The 14,931-nt window shown below is 48.3% G+C and carries 15 protein-coding genes and 4 tRNA genes; 3 read left to right on the top strand and 16 right to left on the bottom strand.

The genetic code is table 11. The features are described from left to right. Nucleotides 1–55: 55 nt before the first annotated feature. Nucleotides 56–1,468, top strand: a complete 1,413-nt coding sequence (gene dacB / locus ACTHTK_RS06725) for a D-alanyl-D-alanine carboxypeptidase/D-alanyl-D-alanine endopeptidase (protein WP_107724041.1) — start codon at nt 56–58, stop codon at nt 1,466–1,468. A gap of 291 nt (nt 1,469–1,759) precedes the next feature. Here the strand turns inward: dacB and ACTHTK_RS06730 are convergent. From ACTHTK_RS06730 to ACTHTK_RS06805, 16 genes are all read right to left on the bottom strand, one after another. After that, nucleotides 1,760–1,836, bottom strand: a tRNA-Asp gene (locus tag ACTHTK_RS06730). Between the two features lie 33 nt (nt 1,837–1,869). Then, a tRNA-Val gene (locus ACTHTK_RS06735) sits at nt 1,870–1,945 on the bottom strand. A 39-nt stretch (nt 1,946–1,984) separates the two neighbouring features. Further along, nucleotides 1,985–2,061: transfer RNA gene (locus ACTHTK_RS06740), tRNA-Asp, on the bottom strand. A 33-nt stretch (nt 2,062–2,094) separates the two neighbouring features. Next, nucleotides 2,095–2,170: transfer RNA gene (locus ACTHTK_RS06745), tRNA-Val, on the bottom strand. Nucleotides 2,171–2,239: 69 nt separating this feature from the next. Continuing rightward, nucleotides 2,240–4,222: a monovalent cation:proton antiporter family protein gene (locus ACTHTK_RS06750; RefSeq protein WP_107724042.1), complete on the bottom strand. Its 1,983-nt coding sequence runs from the start codon at nt 4,220–4,222 to the stop codon at nt 2,240–2,242. Between the two features lie 264 nt (nt 4,223–4,486). Then, a complete protein-coding gene (gene fabG, locus ACTHTK_RS06755; RefSeq protein WP_107724043.1) occupies nt 4,487–5,233 on the bottom strand; it encodes a 3-oxoacyl-ACP reductase FabG in 747 nt (248 codons plus the stop codon). 44 nt (nt 5,234–5,277) lie between these two features. After that, on the bottom strand, nt 5,278–6,315 hold the full coding sequence (locus ACTHTK_RS06760; RefSeq protein WP_107724044.1) for a glycosyltransferase family 8 protein: 1,038 nt from the start codon (nt 6,313–6,315) through the stop codon (nt 5,278–5,280). Then, the gene (locus tag ACTHTK_RS06765) at nt 6,308–7,378 is read right to left on the bottom strand and encodes a hypothetical protein (RefSeq protein WP_107724167.1); all 1,071 of its coding nucleotides are present in this window, start codon (nt 7,376–7,378) and stop codon (nt 6,308–6,310) included. The genes ACTHTK_RS06760 and ACTHTK_RS06765 overlap by 8 nt, the downstream gene beginning before the upstream one ends. A gap of 55 nt (nt 7,379–7,433) precedes the next feature. Next, nucleotides 7,434–8,435 (bottom strand): hypothetical protein, encoded by a 1,002-nt coding sequence (locus ACTHTK_RS06770; RefSeq protein ID WP_440378525.1) that lies wholly within the window; start codon nt 8,433–8,435, stop codon nt 7,434–7,436. Nucleotides 8,436–8,508: 73 nt separating this feature from the next. Beyond that, nucleotides 8,509–9,435: an ACP S-malonyltransferase gene (gene fabD, locus ACTHTK_RS06775; RefSeq protein ID WP_107724046.1), complete on the bottom strand. Its 927-nt coding sequence runs from the start codon at nt 9,433–9,435 to the stop codon at nt 8,509–8,511. A 9-nt stretch (nt 9,436–9,444) separates the two neighbouring features. Beyond that, nucleotides 9,445–9,792, bottom strand: a complete 348-nt coding sequence (locus ACTHTK_RS06780; protein WP_234394610.1) for a DUF1294 domain-containing protein — start codon at nt 9,790–9,792, stop codon at nt 9,445–9,447. Nucleotides 9,793–9,843: 51 nt separating this feature from the next. Then, complete coding sequence (locus ACTHTK_RS06785) at nt 9,844–10,806, bottom strand: beta-ketoacyl-ACP synthase III (RefSeq protein ID WP_049336364.1); 963 nt, start codon at nt 10,804–10,806, stop codon at nt 9,844–9,846. Nucleotides 10,807–10,958: 152 nt separating this feature from the next. Continuing rightward, nucleotides 10,959–12,029, bottom strand: a complete 1,071-nt coding sequence (gene plsX / locus ACTHTK_RS06790; protein ID WP_107724048.1) for a phosphate acyltransferase PlsX — start codon at nt 12,027–12,029, stop codon at nt 10,959–10,961. Nucleotides 12,030–12,151: 122 nt separating this feature from the next. Continuing rightward, nucleotides 12,152–12,676, bottom strand: coding sequence for a phosphoribosyltransferase (locus tag ACTHTK_RS06795; protein WP_107724049.1), 525 nt, complete (start codon nt 12,674–12,676; stop codon nt 12,152–12,154). Nucleotides 12,677–12,768: 92 nt separating this feature from the next. Further along, the gene (gene rpmF / locus ACTHTK_RS06800; RefSeq protein ID WP_002240035.1) at nt 12,769–12,948 is read right to left on the bottom strand and encodes a 50S ribosomal protein L32; all 180 of its coding nucleotides are present in this window, start codon (nt 12,946–12,948) and stop codon (nt 12,769–12,771) included. Nucleotides 12,949–12,981: 33 nt separating this feature from the next. After that, nucleotides 12,982–13,485 (bottom strand): YceD family protein, encoded by a 504-nt coding sequence (locus ACTHTK_RS06805; RefSeq protein WP_004520416.1) that lies wholly within the window; start codon nt 13,483–13,485, stop codon nt 12,982–12,984. A gap of 55 nt (nt 13,486–13,540) precedes the next feature. Here ACTHTK_RS06805 and ACTHTK_RS06810 point away from each other — a divergent pair, with 55 nt between their 5' ends. Both ACTHTK_RS06810 and ACTHTK_RS06815 read left to right on the top strand, forming a co-directional pair. Beyond that, nucleotides 13,541–14,131 carry a Maf family protein gene (locus tag ACTHTK_RS06810; RefSeq protein WP_440378526.1) on the top strand — a complete coding sequence of 197 codons (591 nt, stop codon included), beginning with the start codon at nt 13,541–13,543 and terminating at the stop codon, nt 14,129–14,131. 54 nt (nt 14,132–14,185) lie between these two features. Next, complete coding sequence (locus ACTHTK_RS06815) at nt 14,186–14,896, top strand: SAM-dependent methyltransferase (protein WP_107724051.1); 711 nt, start codon at nt 14,186–14,188, stop codon at nt 14,894–14,896. Nucleotides 14,897–14,931 lie beyond the last annotated feature (35 nt).

Genomic DNA, 14,931 nt, shown 5'->3' on the forward strand with positions numbered 1-14,931 from the left:
AAACGTTCAGACGGCCTAAGTACCTCGTAAGAATTTATAAGATTTTTGTAACATAATGAAGTTGAAAAGTATTTTGTCAATCGGCCTGATGATGGCGGTTTGTCCGTCTTGGGCTTTGGATTTCGGGCGTATTCCTGAAAATGAGATTTCTGTTTATGTGCAGGAATTGGACAGTGGCAAGGTGATTGCCGAACACCGTGCCGATGAATTGCGCAATCCTGCTTCGACCATGAAGCTGGTAACGGCGTTTACCGCGTTTCGTATGTTGGGCGGTGATTATCGTTGGAAAACTGAGTTTAAAACCAACGGCCCAATCAAAGGCGATACGTTGAAAGGCAATGTGTATTGGGTGGGGAGCGGCGATCCTGTGTTTGATCAGCATGATTTGGTGCAAATGCAGCAACAGATGCGCGATAAGGGCATACGCCATATTGACGGACATCTGATACTCGACCGCAGTCTGTGGGGCGATGTGAAGAATCCGGATGATTTTGCTTCCGATTCTGCCGAAAGCTTTATGACGCCGCCCGATCCTAATATGTTGGCGTATAAAACCGTTGGACTGCGTGCTGAAAAAGAAGAAGACGGAAGCTTGGTCATCCGTACCAACCCGCCGCTGCCGAATCTGAACATTCAAAACAAATTGACGCTTGAGAATAAAGAAGGGAAGTGCAGTGTTTTAAAAAACCACATGAAGACTTCCTATAAAAACAATACGCTGACCGTATCGGGTAAGCTGCCGGAAAGCTGCTTGGGCAAAGAGCTGTATCTGAATATGTACAGCATGAAAGAATTTGTCGGCAAAAGTTTTGTCAACCAATGGCGTCAACAAGACGGTACGGTTTCAGACGGCCTGACGACAGGTGTCGCGCCTCATGACGCGCATATTTTGGCAAGTCATCAATCCAAACCGCTTGCCGATATCCTCACCGATATGAACAAGCATTCCAATAATCTGATTGCCCGTTCAGTTTTCCTTAAATTTGCCGGAAATATGTCTGATTACAAGCTGGCGCAGACTAAGGCCGCGTCTATCGTAAAAAGCGAGCTGGAGGTTGCCGGTATCAATACGGAAGGGCTGGTGTTGGAAAACGGCTCAGGCCTGTCCCGCGTAGAACGGCTCAATGCGCGAATGATGGCGCAAATGTTGGAAAAAGCCTACTTCAGCCCGTTTAAAAACGAGTTTATCAGTACGCTGCCGATTGCCGGTAAAGACGGCACGCTTAAAACACGCTTGAAACAGCCCGGTGAAAACCTGCGCCTCAAAACCGGTACGCTTAAAGATGTCCGCGCACTGGCTGGGTATTGGTTGGGCGAAAAGCCGTTGGTGGTTGTCGTCATTATCAACAGTCAAAAATCAACCGATTATTTACGTGATTTGGATAAGCTGGTGTCTAAAATCGTTCAGCCCGGTGGCGATCATTGGATTGATGCTAAAGCTTCCTGCGTGATGAGGTATCAGGCTTAATAAGCTAAAAAAGGCCGTCTGAAAATGTATTGACGTTTTCAGACGGCCTTTGTGTAAGAAGAGGAGGCAAGTATTTATGTCTATTTTGAAAGATCATTTAGGGATTTGATGAATAAGTGTTTGGTGTGAATCAGCTTGAGATAGATGGTTTTCAGGGTTTAAACCGTATGTCTGCTTTATTGTGTTGTCCTGTTTTATTTTATCTAAAATAGCTGGATTTTTTATGAAAAGGCATAGGGTATAGACGAAAAAAATACCGGTAAAAACCGGTATTTTTTATTTTTAACTTGATGGCGCGGCGGACGGGGCTCGAACCCGCGACCCCCGGCGTGACAGGCCGGTACTCTAACCAACTGAGCTACCACCGCGCATCCACTGTCAAAGACAATGAAAAGGAAAGTTGGTGGGTGATGACGGAGTCGAACCGCCGACATTCTGCTTGTAAGGCAGACGCTCTACCAACTGAGCTAATCACCCGAAAAAGGGAGATACTGAAAAATCAGTATTTTTAAATAATGGCGCGGCGGACGGGGCTCGAACCCGCGACCCCCGGCGTGACAGGCCGGTACTCTAACCAACTGAGCTACCACCGCGCATTCACTGTCAAAGACAATGAAAAAGAAACTTGGTGGGTGATGACGGAGTCGAACCGCCGACATTCTGCTTGTAAGGCAGACGCTCTACCAACTGAGCTAATCACCCATGCGCAAAATTGCGAAGACGCTATTAAACCAAAAAATCCTGATGCGCGCAAGATTTATTTGCCGATAATTAGATATCTCCCTGCAAGCACCAGTTTTCAAAGGAAATAATTTCTTCCTGCTTGCCTGCGACAACCAAAATGTCACCGGTTTCCAGAACGAAATCAGGGTCAAGGTCTTGGATTTTTCCGGTATTGCGGCGGATAAACAATAGTTTCAGATAATGCGCTGCCAATGGTAATTCACGGATGGTTTTACCGATGGCGTGTGCCTCGCCTTGCAATGGGAAGGCATGGCGGCAGACGGCCTTGCTGTCTTCGTCGGAGAAGCTGTCATCATCACTGCCGACAAACAAGTCCTGCAACGATGCATAGCGGCTGTGACGGATGTGGGTTATGGTTTGATAAACATGGTTGTAAGAGAGGCCGTGGCCTAACATGGCATAGCTTGCCAGCACCAGGCTGGTTTCTTTGGTATCGGAGACGGTTTCTTCCGCACCCATTTCGGTAAAGGTTTTGACGTAATCGTCATTGGTGGCGCGAACATAAACCGGCATACTCGGATGCATGGACATGATGTTGCCGAGAACATGTTGGGTCTCGTGCATATTGTTCAGCGTGATGACCACCATTTTGGCGCGCCCCAAGCCGGCGGCTTCCAAGACTTCACGGCGTTTGGCATCGCCAAAGGAAACCGGTTCGCCTGCGTTGCGTGCCACTTGTACGCGGGCAATATCCAAGTCAAGGGCAAAATAGGGGATGCCTTCTTGCGCCAATACACGGGCAACCGATTGACCGCCGCGTCCGAAACCGATAATCAGGACGTGTTCGGATTTGCTCATGGTTTCCACCAGCATGGAGTGCAAGTCCAAGGCTTTCATGTCCCAGTCGGATTTGACGAAGCGGCTGACGATGGCATCGCTGCTGCCCAAGATAAATGGAGCGGCAATCATGGAAAGCAAGACGGCAGCAGTGGCTGCTTGTTCCAATTCGGGCGAAACCATATTGATTTTGCTGGAAATGGCCAGCATCACGAAGCCGAACTCGCCGCCTTGTGCCAAATAAAGCGCACTTTTGAGGCTGTCGCTCGTAGGGTTTTTCATGCGCAAAGCGATGATGAAGACGACCAGTGCTTTCAAGGCCAATAGGATTGCCAACAAAATCAGGATTTGCTGCCAGTTGCCGATCAGCGCCTGAATATCCAGCTTCATACCGACGGTAATGAAGAAGAAGCCAAGCAGGATATCGCGGAATGGACGGATGTCGTCTTCTACCTGAATACGGTATTCGGTTTCGGAAAGCAGCATACCGGCGACAAATGCGCCCAATGCCATAGACAGGCCTTCAAGCTCTGTCAGATAGGCCACGCCCAAAGTAACCAGCAAAACGTTGATCATGAAGAGTTCGGACGATTTGCGTTTGGCAACCAGTCTGAACCAGCGCGACATCACACGGCTGCCGACAACAAACAAAATGCCCAAGGTCAGCAACATTTTCAAACCGGCTAAGCCCAGTTCTACCCACAAGTTGCCTTCGCTGCCGCCGGCAAGTGCCGGAATCAGAATCATCAGCGGTACCACGGCAATATCTTGCATCAGCAAAACACCCATGGCCATTTGTCCATGCGGCTGACCCAGCTCGGTTTTCTCCGACAGAATGCGGCTGACGATGGCGGTGGACGACATGGTCAGTGCGCCCGCAGTGGCAAACGCCCAGTTAAACGGCGTGCCCATTGCCATCAAAATGCCCATAATCGAGAGCATGGTAATGATGACTTGCAAACCGCCCAAGCCGAATACGAGGCGGCGCATGGCTTTGAGTTTGGGCAGGGAGAATTCGAGACCGATGCTGAACATCAAGAACACAATGCCAATTTCACCCAAATAGTCAGTGGCGTGGCTTTGCGGAATCAGTTTAAACATACCCGGACCGGCAATAAAACCGACCAAAAGATAACCGAGCATGGAAGGAATGTTGAACTTGCGACAGCAGATAACCGTAATGACGGAAACCAACAGGACAATGACAATGGGACCGAGGGAGAATTCGTGCATAGAGTGGGCGGCCTTTCGTTAAAAGTAGCTATTGTTATATAGGCCGTCTGAAACACGTCGAAAACCGACAGCAAACCCAAATAAAAACGCACAGAATGAACTTCATTTCTGCAATTTGATTTCCCGTATCATGCTTATTTGGACTTACTGTTTCGAGCGTTATCTAACGGATTATTAAGATTATATCAAGATAGAATGTAAAGTAGTGTTTTGATTGACAAAAAAGGCCGTCTGAAATATTCAGACGGCCTTTAAATAAATGGTTTAAGGCATCAACATGCCGCCGTTGACATGAAGTGTCTGACCGGTAATGTATTTTGCCTGATCAGAAGCCAAGAACAAGACTGCATCGGCAATATCTTGCGCTTCACCGAATTTGCCCAAAGAAGTTTGCGCTTCAAAGGTTTTGCGGGTTTCTTCCGGCAGGGCTCGGGTCATATCGGTGTCGATAAAGCCGGGGGCGACGCAGTTGACGGTAATGCCGCGGCTGCCGACTTCACGTGCCATAGATTTGGAGAAGCCGATTAAGCCTGCTTTTGCCGCCGCATAGTTGGTTTGACCGGCATTGCCCATCACGCCGACAACGGATGTGATGTTGATAATGCGGCCGGTACGCTGTTTCATCATGCCGCGCAATACGGCTTTGGAGGCACGGAACACAGATTTGAGGTTGACCTGCATGATGTCGTCCCATTCTTCCTCTTTCATGCGCATCAGGAGGTTGTCACGGGTAATGCCGGCGTTGTTGACCAAAATATCCAGTTTGCCGAATTCTTTTTCGATGTCGGCAATCAGGTTTTCGATGGTTTCAGGTTCAGCAGAATTCAATGCACGGCCTTCGCCGCCCCACTGTGCCAAGCGTTCGCTGATTGCAGCCGCACCGCTCTCACTGGTGGCTGTACCGATAACTTTTGCACCGGCCGCAGCCAAAGTATCGGCAATCGCCGCACCAATACCGCGCGATGCGCCGGTTACTAAAGCGATTTTGCCGCTCAAATCTTGTGTACTCATGTTTTATTCCTTAATTGAGATTGGAAAAATGGTTTCAGACGGCCTTATTTACCTGGGGAGGGTGCTTGATACCGTCGTTTGTTGATTCTTCGTAATAAATATTCTCTGTAGTATGCCCATGCTTGCTTTTTTTGTCCTTGTTTCCAAAGCCGTTTGGCTGCTTGTCTAAATTTCCTTTTAGGATTTGGAAAGGGCAACCAAGTTGATAGAGGTTGTTCTAGATATCCGTTATTCCATGGGGAATTCTTAAAATATTGATCATATGCAGGGTGGAAGCCTAATTGATGCCACGGTTTGATATGACCAACAAAATGGACTAAGCGGATATTGTTGGGATTGTCGATTAATTCACTGTATTTTTGATGCCAATGTATCCAGTTAAAGTTTTCTGAAAGCCAGTGTACATGACCTATACAGGCTAAATTCAAAATATCTTGGTCTGGACAGGAGAGTTTAAAATTCTGTTTTTCTACGGCTTGCATTTTTTCAGACAAAATTTTATCTATTGCCATATCATTCCATTTGTCAATATTGAATAGAATGACCCCAGAGTTGAAATAAGGCTCAGTATCTGTAAAACCAAATTGATTGAGTTGTTTTATATATGCTCTGTATAAGATTGCATCAGGTACGGCAGCAATCAAAGAATTTGAAATGTCGATTTCAAATAAATCATCAATGTTGCCCAAGCACAGTACATCAGTATCTAAATAAAGCGCAGTATGAGTAATACCTTTTAATAAGCAAGGGATACTCATACGGTAATACATAGCGATAGTAAAATAATGGGTAGTCTGCAGGGTAGAAAAGTATTCTGTATTTAAATGGTAAACGCTTATCGCGTAGTTTTGATTTGATGTTTCAATTTGATCGAAAATATTAAAATCATAACCTTCTGAACCACTAACTAACAAATGAAAATGTATTGGACTGGTATTGTTTTGCAGCACAGAAAGTAACGCAGTGCCGATGTGTTTGATATAGTTTTGATCGGCTGCATAAACAATATGTCTCGGCTGTTCAATAAATTCTCGTTTGCGGATATGAACAGTTTCTAATACTAATTTTTCTCTATCAAACATTTAAATTCTCCACAACTTCTCTATTGATTTCAGGTAATCTGATAGGGATATTCGGTTCAATATCAAATGCGCAGCTGATCCAGTTGCTGAAGCTGTATTTGTGTTTCAGGCCGGGAGCAAGCGGTACATACGGCAAGGTCAGGAAGGCTTTGAGTTCATCAAGGTTGCTTCCATTCCAGTAGAACATATTGTTCGGGTGATAAAAATCGTAATGTACGATGGTCGGATTGGTCGTAATCAGTTTTTTGTCCAATCCAATCGCTTCGAAAATCCGCAAAGAGAGGCCGTAGTGCTTGCGGTTGAGGAAATCTACCAATACAGAGGATTTGGCCGCTTCTTCTAAGTTTTGACGATAGGAGAGGGCGTTTTCAAATGAGAAGAACTCGACTTCGGGAATGCCTAAAGCCGCTTTTTCTTCTTCGATTTTCTTACTGGCCAAGCGGAAATCTATTTCTAAACTGATTGAACGTGCAGCTTCGCAAAATGCACGGATGTCATTGTTGCGGTCGGCAGCGTACGAGCCGATAAACAAGATTTTGTTTTGCGGGTTTTCAGACGGCCTGAAGCTGTCAAAGTAGAAGCTGGTGGTTGGAAAGAGTTTTTCGGCGTATTCGGGGTGTTTGCCTTGGTCAAACGGATCGAAAAAGTAAAATTTGTCGAAAAATTCGATGTTGTCGAAGTCTTCTTTTAAGAAGGTCAGGGCTTCCCAGTTGTAATACACCATTAATTTTGAATGCGCTCTGAGCTTGGCGATGAAGTCTTTCGGGTATGCGCCCAGCCAAATCATGAAGCAATAATCCGCTTGTTCGGGATGTTCGCTTAACAGGGTATTGAGGCGTTCTTCTACGGCGCGGAACATGGTCCGTTTTTTGAAGTCTTTTTGTCCAAGAATATTTCGATACCAGATTTTTTTCAGCCGTTGAAATACATTTTTGTATTTGAACTCTTTTTCTTCATAGGTCAGGGACAGTACTTCAAATCCGCATTTCTCCAAGTTCTCAATAATGAGTTCGTGGATTTTGAAGAGTTCCGGCATGGCGAGAATGACTTTTTTCTTACTCATAATGTATTCAATATAATATTTTGTCAGGCAGGAGTATTTGCCATAGGCAATAGGGTTAATCAATGCCGAGCAGGCGGTTTAGCCATTGTGTAAACGAATAATAGGCTTTGATTTCAGGGGCAGGTTGCTGATACGGACGTGCCAAAAATTCAGGCAATGCGTCTAAATTACCGCCGTCCCATACGAATACGCGGTCTGGGTGGTATAGGTCGGTTTCCAAGATATGTTTGTTGGTGGTAATCAGTTTTTTATCGAAACGCAATGCATCGAAGATACGGAATGATAAGCCGTAATGTTCGAATTGTGCAAAATCGACAACTGCGCCGCAACTTTGCACTTGGCTGAGGTTTTCTTCAAAGCTGAGGATGCTGCTGCGGTCGAGATAGCGGATGCCGTTGTGTCCGAAGGCTTTTTCAGCCCTGTCGTCTTTGCAGTAGATATGAAAATCCAAGGGTAGGTTGAGGCGTTCGGTTTCTTGGATAAAGCGTTTGGTTTGCTCTTCGCGTCGGAGTTCGTAGCCGCCTAAAAAGTAGAGTTTGTTGGTGGGCGCATATTCCGCCACGGGAAAGTCAAAGTAAAAATTGGTGGTGGCTTTGAAATGGCATTGTGGATATTTTTGAATATCATCGGGATCGAAAACCCAGCATTGGTCAAAATAATCCAAATATTCAATAATGTCTGGGAAACGACCTACGCCATCCCATTGGTAATTCACGCAAACATTGCTGTGTTCGCGGATGGTGGCGATGATTTCTTTGGGGTAAATATTGGCGCGGATACAGAGCGCATAATCGGCTTTTTTACCGTTTAGCAAGGCCAATTTTTGCTGAATGTCGTCGAGGTGGCGGCTGTATTTGAGGTATTTTTTATAGTTGCCGTCTTTGGTGATGTGTTTGTGGTAGAGGTTTTTGAGTCTGCTGCCCAAGTTCGGATAATAGGAATCTCGGTCGTCATAGCACAGATTAATGACATCAAAACCAAGAAAACGCAGATTTTTTTCGATACATTGATCCAGTCCGTACATGTAGGGAACGGCAAGAATAATGGTTTTTTTCATAATGTATTCGGATTGGGGTGGGCTGATTTTTCAGACGGCCTTGCCTGACAGGATAAGGCCGTCTGAAAACATTTTAGTGGGCTTCGATAAATGCAGTCACTTGATCGGCATTGGTCAATGCGCTGCACGCGGCTTCTTTATTGATGCGTTTGGCGAGGCCTGCAAGGACTTTGCCGGGGCCGCATTCGGCGGATTCGGTGATGCCTTCGGAAACAAGTGCGTTGACGGTTTCTGTCCAGCGCACCGGGCTGTACAGTTGGCGTACCAAGGCATCTTTGATTTTGTCGGCATCATCGTAAGAGGCAACATCGGCGTTATGAATAACGCGGATTTGCGGTTGTTTGATGGTGATGTCTTTCAGTGTTTCGGCAAGTTTTTCCGCTGCAGGCTTCATGAGGCTGCAATGTGAAGGAACGGAAACAGGCAGCGGCAGGGCGCGTTTGGCTCCGGCTTCTTTGGTGGCGGCCATGGCGCGTTCGACTGCGGCAGTGTTACCGGCAATTACGACTTGGCCTGGGGAGTTGAAGTTGACGGCTTCAACGATTTCGCCTTGTGCGGCTTCGGCACAAATGGCTTTTACTTGTTCATCTTCCAAACCCAAGATAGCGGCCATTGCGCCTACGCCTTGTGGTACGGCGGATTGCATGAGTTCGGCACGCAGGCGGACGAGTTTGACCGCGTCTGCGAAATTCAATGCGCCGGCAGCGACGAGGGCGGTGTATTCGCCTAGACTGTGACCTGCAACGACTGAAGGGATTTTACCACCGGCTTCCAAGTAGGCGCGGTAGGTGGCAATACCGGCGGCCAGCATGATGGGCTGGGTGTTGACGGTTTGTCCGATTAATTCGGCATCTTCGCCGTTAATCATTGCCCACAGGTCTTGACCCAATACGGCGGAAGCTTCGTCAAATGTGGCTTTAACGATGGCTTGCTCGGCAAAGCCGTTCATCATGCCTAGGCTTTGTGAGCCTTGTCCGGGAAAGAAGAATGCGAAAGACATGGTAATTCCTTATTGGTTTGAATGTTTGAGGGTGTCCGCCAGCAGAAGGAGGGTGGCGACAGTATTGGTTGCAGCACTCAGTCGAAAGGTGCGGATAAATCCGGGTTTGCTGGTTTTGTGCCTGAATGCGAGGCTGCCGCAATAACCGCCCGTCCAGCCACCAAGCAGGTTGAGCAGATGCAATTTTGCTTCGGGTATGCGTCTGCCGTGGTTGCGTGCGCGCTGTTTGTCTTGGTAGTAAAGCAGGAAAACGTATGCACTCAGTGCGAGATAGGCGATTGCCAGTTTGGGCAATATTACAGCCGTTATGCTTAAAAACAGGCTGCTGATGCAGAGTGCAAACGTTAGGGATTTCATGGGTTTGAGCAGAATAGGCCGTCTGAAAGGGGTGTTCAGACGGCCCAACCGTTAGTATTTCACCAAAACCGCACCCCAGGCAAAACCGCCGCCGATGCCTTCGAGCAAGAGGTTTTGTCCGCGTTTGATTTGGCCGTTTTTAATACCGACATCCAGTGCCAGCGGAATGGAGGCAGCGGACGTGTTGCCGTGGTCTTGGACGGTCAGGATCACTTTGTCCATGCTCAAGCCCAAGTGTTTGGCGGTAGAGTCGATAATGCGCTTATTGGCTTGGTGCGGCACAAGCCAATCGATTTGATTGGTGGTATAACCGGCTTCTTCGATAACGTCATCTGCGATTTTGGACAGCATTTTGACGGCAAACTTGAATACGCCGGGGCCGTCCATGCTGATGTAGGGCGAACCGCAAATCTGGCCGTTGGCAATTTGTCCCGGGACGTTCAAAAGGTTGAGGTAGTTGCCGTCGGCTTTGAGTTTGCTGTGGATGATGCCCGGTTCGTCAGATGCGCTTAAGACAACCGCGCCCGCACCGTCACCAAAGAGGACGCAGGTGGTGCGGTCGTTCCAATCGACGATGCGGCTGAAGGTTTCAGCGCCGATAACCAAAGCGTTTTTCGCCATGCCACTTTTGATGTAGGCATTGGCAGTGGTCAGGGCATACATAAAACCGGCGCACACGGCTTGTACGTCAAAGGCAGGGCAGCCGTTGGCAATGCCCAATTTTTGCTGCACGATGGTTGCCGTAGAAGGGAACTGCATATCGGGGGTAGCTGTGGCGACGATAATCAGGTCGATATCGTCAGCCTGCAAACCGGCATCTGCCAAGGCGCGGCGCGCTGACTCGGCGGCCAAATCGCTGGTTTTTTCGCTGTCGTCTGCAATATGGCGAAATTTGATACCTGTACGCGTGGTAATCCACTCGTCGGAAGTGTCCACTTTTTTGGCAAGGTCGTCATTGCTGACGCGGTTGGCAGGAAGGTAGCTGCCTGTACCGGAAATTTTGGCATATTGCATGAGAACGGCCTTTTTAGAGAGTTGATTCAGATAGTCGGGTATTGTAAGCGAAAATGGGAAAATTCCCAATATTAAGAATGAAGTCGGTGATTAAAGATAAAAACAGGCCGTCTGAACATTTTGGAGTTTCAGACGGCCTGTGTATATCAGCCTTAAGCTTCCGTTGTTGGAGCAGCGGTTTCTTCCAGTTCGGCTGCTGCTTTGGCGGCTTCCAAAGCAGCCAATTGGGTGGCTACGCCTTGTTCGATTTGAGCGAGGCCGGCGGATTTGGCTTCGTGGTAGGCCTCTTCCAAAGCATAACGGAAGCCGACTTCGTCGGTTCCACCGTGGCTCTTAATCACGATACCGCGTAAACCAAGCAGGATGGCGCCGTTAAATTTGCGCGGATCCAGTTTGCCTTTCAAGCCTTTGAGTGCGGGCAGGGCGGCAATGGCGGCAAGTTTGTTGAACAGGGTGCTTTGGAATTCACGGCGGATGGCGCCGCTCATGAATTTAACCGCGCCTTCGATGGTTTTGAGCATAACGTTGCCGACAAAACCGTCTGCGACAACGACATCGGCTTCGCCATACAAAACGCTGTTGCTTTCGATATTGCCGATAAAGTTGAGTTTGCTGCTGCTCAACAGTTTAAAGGTTTGTTTGACGGCATCCGTACCCTTGATGTCTTCAGTGCCGACGTTCAAAAGGGCGACACGCGGGCTGCCTTTTTCAGGGTGCAGTGCGTGTACCAGCTCGCTGCCGATGATGGCAAATTGAACCAGTTGTTCGGGCGTACAGTCAACGTTGGCACCCAAATCCAAAGCCAGGGTAACGTGTTCGTTGTCGGAAGGCAGGAATTTGGCGATAGCAGGGCGCTCAATGCCGGGAATGGTTTTGAGGACGAATCGAGCGGTCGCCATCAGTGCGCCGGTATTGCCTGCCGATACGGCGGCTTGCGCATTGCCTTCTTTGACTTGGTTGATGGCGATGCGCATGGATGATTCTTTTTTGTTTTTCAGCGCGGATTGCGGCGCTTCATCCATTTCGACGACTTGCGCTGCATGGCAGACGGTAATGCGGTCCATAGGCGCGCCTGCCGAGCTTAATGCTTGGCGGACTGCCGCTTCATCTCCGACCATAATCAGATGTACGTCGGATTGCTGTTTCAGGAAATCCACTGCACCGGGGACGGTAATCGCAAGGCCTGCATCTCCGCCCATGGCATCTACGGCCAGTGTAATCATGTTGTTCTCCGGTTTGTGTGTTTCAGACGGCCTCAAACAATCGGACAAGCACACTCATCTGATTTTCAGGAGATTGAATTGAAAATCAGATGAAAAGGCTTGTTGCGACAGTCGTGCCAGATTTATTGGTTTTGCGCGGCCAATTTGTTGTGTTCGTCAATGTCTAGCGCGTCCCAAGGATAGTTGATCCACCAGTCTTCAACGGTGATGCCGCTGAAATAAGGGATACCTTCAGGAATTTTGCCGACTTTGGCTTTGATTTTTTCATGCAATACTGCCACGCCGATGGTGCCGAAATCTTCTTTCAACAATTCGTTCAGGCAGAATTCCATGGTAACGCGGCTGTCGTCCACTTCGTCAACAACCAGTACGTTTTTGCCTTTCAGTACATCGGGAACGGGATCGAGCCATTGGACTTTTTTTACTTCCTCGGTCACTTGACCTTCGTTATCGCTGTCGTAGTAGGCTGTGGTGACGGCGTAAATCGGAATTTCCAAGAAGCAGCGCAACATGCGGGCAGGGATAAAACCGCCGCCGCCAATGGCAATCATGGCATCGTATTTTGTGCCGGAGTTTTGGATTTTTTCCGCCAATCCTTTGATTACGCGGTGGATGTCGTCGTAGGTGTACCAGATTTTACGTTTCATGGTGTGCTTCCGAAGAGGAAAATACAGGGTGCAATGCAAAAAAGCCAGTCATTGCATGGCAATATTCTGGCTTTTTCAGTCAGACGAACGGATTATTCGCCTTTAGCTTTTACCACTTTACGGCCACGGTACATACCGTTTGGAGAAATGTGGTGTGGACGATGCACTTCGCCGGTTGCGCTGTCAACAGACAGAGAAGGCGCAGTCAGAGCGTCGTGTGAACGGTGCATACCGCGTTTAGAAGGGGATTTTTTGTTTTGTTGAACGGCCATTTCAAGCTCCTAGATAAATAAACTGTGTCCTAATTAACTGCTTTTCAAACCTGCTAAAACAGCGAAGGGGTTTGGTTTGTCCCGATTGACTTCGTCCAGTGTTCCATTGTTGCCGCAGTCTTCGTGTCGAGGGGAGAAAGGGAGCGACATCAGGATTTGGTCTTCAACCAGAGTCCGCACGTCAAGCTCTTTTTCGAGCAGCATGCCTTCCAATTCTTCATCGGCAAGCATGGCTTCGTCCAAACTCTCTTCATCGGCAAACAGGACGATACGGCTGGTTTCATCGAGCAGAAACGGCATGGGCGTAATGCAACGCTGGCAAATCAGGGGCATGTCGGCTTTGACGTTTAAATCGAGAAACAGACGTTGCAGCCGGTCGCGACCGCCTTGCAGCGTAAACGACACGCGTGTCTGTTTGTCGGCCGGATAATCGTGCGAACTAACTCGTTCATCCAATTCTTCGAGCAGGAAGCTGCCTTGCAGATTCTGCCCTTCGGCGGCGAAAACTTCTGGGTCAATCAAATTAGGGTATGACATAAACGGAGTATGATATAATTTCGGCAGTCTAACGTCAATGTTTTTAAGTAAAAATATGGAAGTAAAACTGCCTTTGGTTTTAGGGTCGAGTTCGGTTTTCCGCTGCGGACAGCTTCGCCGTTTGGGTATCGATTTTCAGACGGCATCGCCTGATTTTGACGAAACGCCTATTGCGGGCGAGCATGCGGGCGAGACGGCGCTGCGTTTGGCGGAAGGCAAAGCCCATTCATTGGCGGCAGCTTTCCCTGCCGCGCTGATTATCGGCGCAGACCAAGTGGCATGGTGCGAAGGACGGCAATTGGGCAAGCCGATGAACGTCGCAAATGCACAACAGATGCTGGCGGACTTGAGCGGAAAACGGATTGAATTTTACAGCGCAATCGTGCTTTTGAATACTGCTACGGGTAAGGTTCAGCATCATGTCGATCATACGGTGGTTGCCATGCGCCAGTTGTCGCAGGAACAAATCAGCCGATATTTGGAACTCGAGCCGGATGCGGTTTATTGTGCCGGTGCGGCAAAGAGCGAGGGTTTGGGCGCCGCTTTGTTGGAGCGTATTGAAAGTACGGACCCGAATGCTTTGATCGGCCTTCCGATTTTCCGTCTGATTGATTTTTTGAAAAACGAAGGTGTGGAAGTTTTATAGTTTGAGGCCGTCTGAATGTGTTCAGACGGCCTGAGATTTTTTGGAGTTGGAAGAATGAAACCGATTTTGTATTTGATTCCTACCCCTTTGGGTGCGCCTGATACGCCATGCCTGTTGTCGTATGAGCAACAGGCGATTGTCGGGCTGACTGATTTTGTCGTTGAAGCGGAAAAAACAGCGCGTGCGCATTTGAAACATTTGGGCGTGACTACGCCTATCCGCGAACTGAATTTGCAAACGCTGAATGAACACACGGATTTGAAGACTTTGCCGGAATTGCTGAAACCTTTGCAAGAAGGGCGCAGTATGGGCATTGTCAGCGAGGCGGGTTGCCCGGCTGTTGCCGATCCGGGGGCGAATTTAGTGGCATTGGCGCATAAACACGGTTTTGAAGTACGGCCTTTGGTCGGCCCGTCCAGCTTGTTGCTGGCGCTGATGGCTTCGGGTGCGAATGGGCAAAACTTTGCGTTTAAGGGTTATCTGCCGTCTGAAAAAAATGAGCGCATTCAGCGTTTGAAGGCTTTGGAGCAACGGTCGCGCCAGCAGAATGAAACGCAGCTGTTTATCGAAACGCCGTATCGCAACGATGCGTTGTTGGCTGATGCGGTGGAAAACCTGCATCCTGAAACGCGCTTGTGCGCGGCTACGGACTTGACCTTGCCGACACAGGAAATCATCAGCCAGACGATTGCGCAGTGGCGAAAAAGAAAAGAAATGCCGAATTTGAAAAAACGCCCGACGATTTTTGTGTTGCATGCCGCTTAAAACTGGATTGGATTCAATCTCAAACTGTATTTGTT

The organism is Neisseria sp. P0006.S009, assembly GCF_051962915.1.
In the GTDB taxonomy this organism is placed as follows: domain Bacteria; phylum Pseudomonadota; class Gammaproteobacteria; order Burkholderiales; family Neisseriaceae; genus Neisseria; species Neisseria subflava_E.

Coding starts and splice junctions, on each gene's coding strand:
- dacB (WP_107724041.1), top strand. CDS start 56: ATGAAGTTGAAAAGTATTTTGTCAATCGGCCTGATGATGGCGGTTTGT.
- ACTHTK_RS06750 (WP_107724042.1), bottom strand. CDS start 4,222: ATGCACGAATTCTCCCTCGGTCCCATTGTCATTGTCCTGTTGGTTTCC.
- fabG (WP_107724043.1), bottom strand. CDS start 5,233: ATGAGTACACAAGATTTGAGCGGCAAAATCGCTTTAGTAACCGGCGCA.
- ACTHTK_RS06760 (WP_107724044.1), bottom strand. CDS start 6,315: ATGTTTGATAGAGAAAAATTAGTATTAGAAACTGTTCATATCCGCAAA.
- ACTHTK_RS06765 (WP_107724167.1), bottom strand. CDS start 7,378: ATGAGTAAGAAAAAAGTCATTCTCGCCATGCCGGAACTCTTCAAAATC.
- ACTHTK_RS06770 (WP_440378525.1), bottom strand. CDS start 8,435: ATGAAAAAAACCATTATTCTTGCCGTTCCCTACATGTACGGACTGGAT.
- fabD (WP_107724046.1), bottom strand. CDS start 9,435: ATGTCTTTCGCATTCTTCTTTCCCGGACAAGGCTCACAAAGCCTAGGC.
- ACTHTK_RS06780 (WP_234394610.1), bottom strand. CDS start 9,792: ATGAAATCCCTAACGTTTGCACTCTGCATCAGCAGCCTGTTTTTAAGC.
- ACTHTK_RS06785 (WP_049336364.1), bottom strand. CDS start 10,806: ATGCAATATGCCAAAATTTCCGGTACAGGCAGCTACCTTCCTGCCAAC.
- plsX (WP_107724048.1), bottom strand. CDS start 12,029: ATGATTACACTGGCCGTAGATGCCATGGGCGGAGATGCAGGCCTTGCG.
- ACTHTK_RS06795 (WP_107724049.1), bottom strand. CDS start 12,676: ATGAAACGTAAAATCTGGTACACCTACGACGACATCCACCGCGTAATC.
- rpmF (WP_002240035.1), bottom strand. CDS start 12,948: ATGGCCGTTCAACAAAACAAAAAATCCCCTTCTAAACGCGGTATGCAC.
- ACTHTK_RS06805 (WP_004520416.1), bottom strand. CDS start 13,485: ATGTCATACCCTAATTTGATTGACCCAGAAGTTTTCGCCGCCGAAGGG.
- ACTHTK_RS06810 (WP_440378526.1), top strand. CDS start 13,541: ATGGAAGTAAAACTGCCTTTGGTTTTAGGGTCGAGTTCGGTTTTCCGC.
- ACTHTK_RS06815 (WP_107724051.1), top strand. CDS start 14,186: ATGAAACCGATTTTGTATTTGATTCCTACCCCTTTGGGTGCGCCTGAT.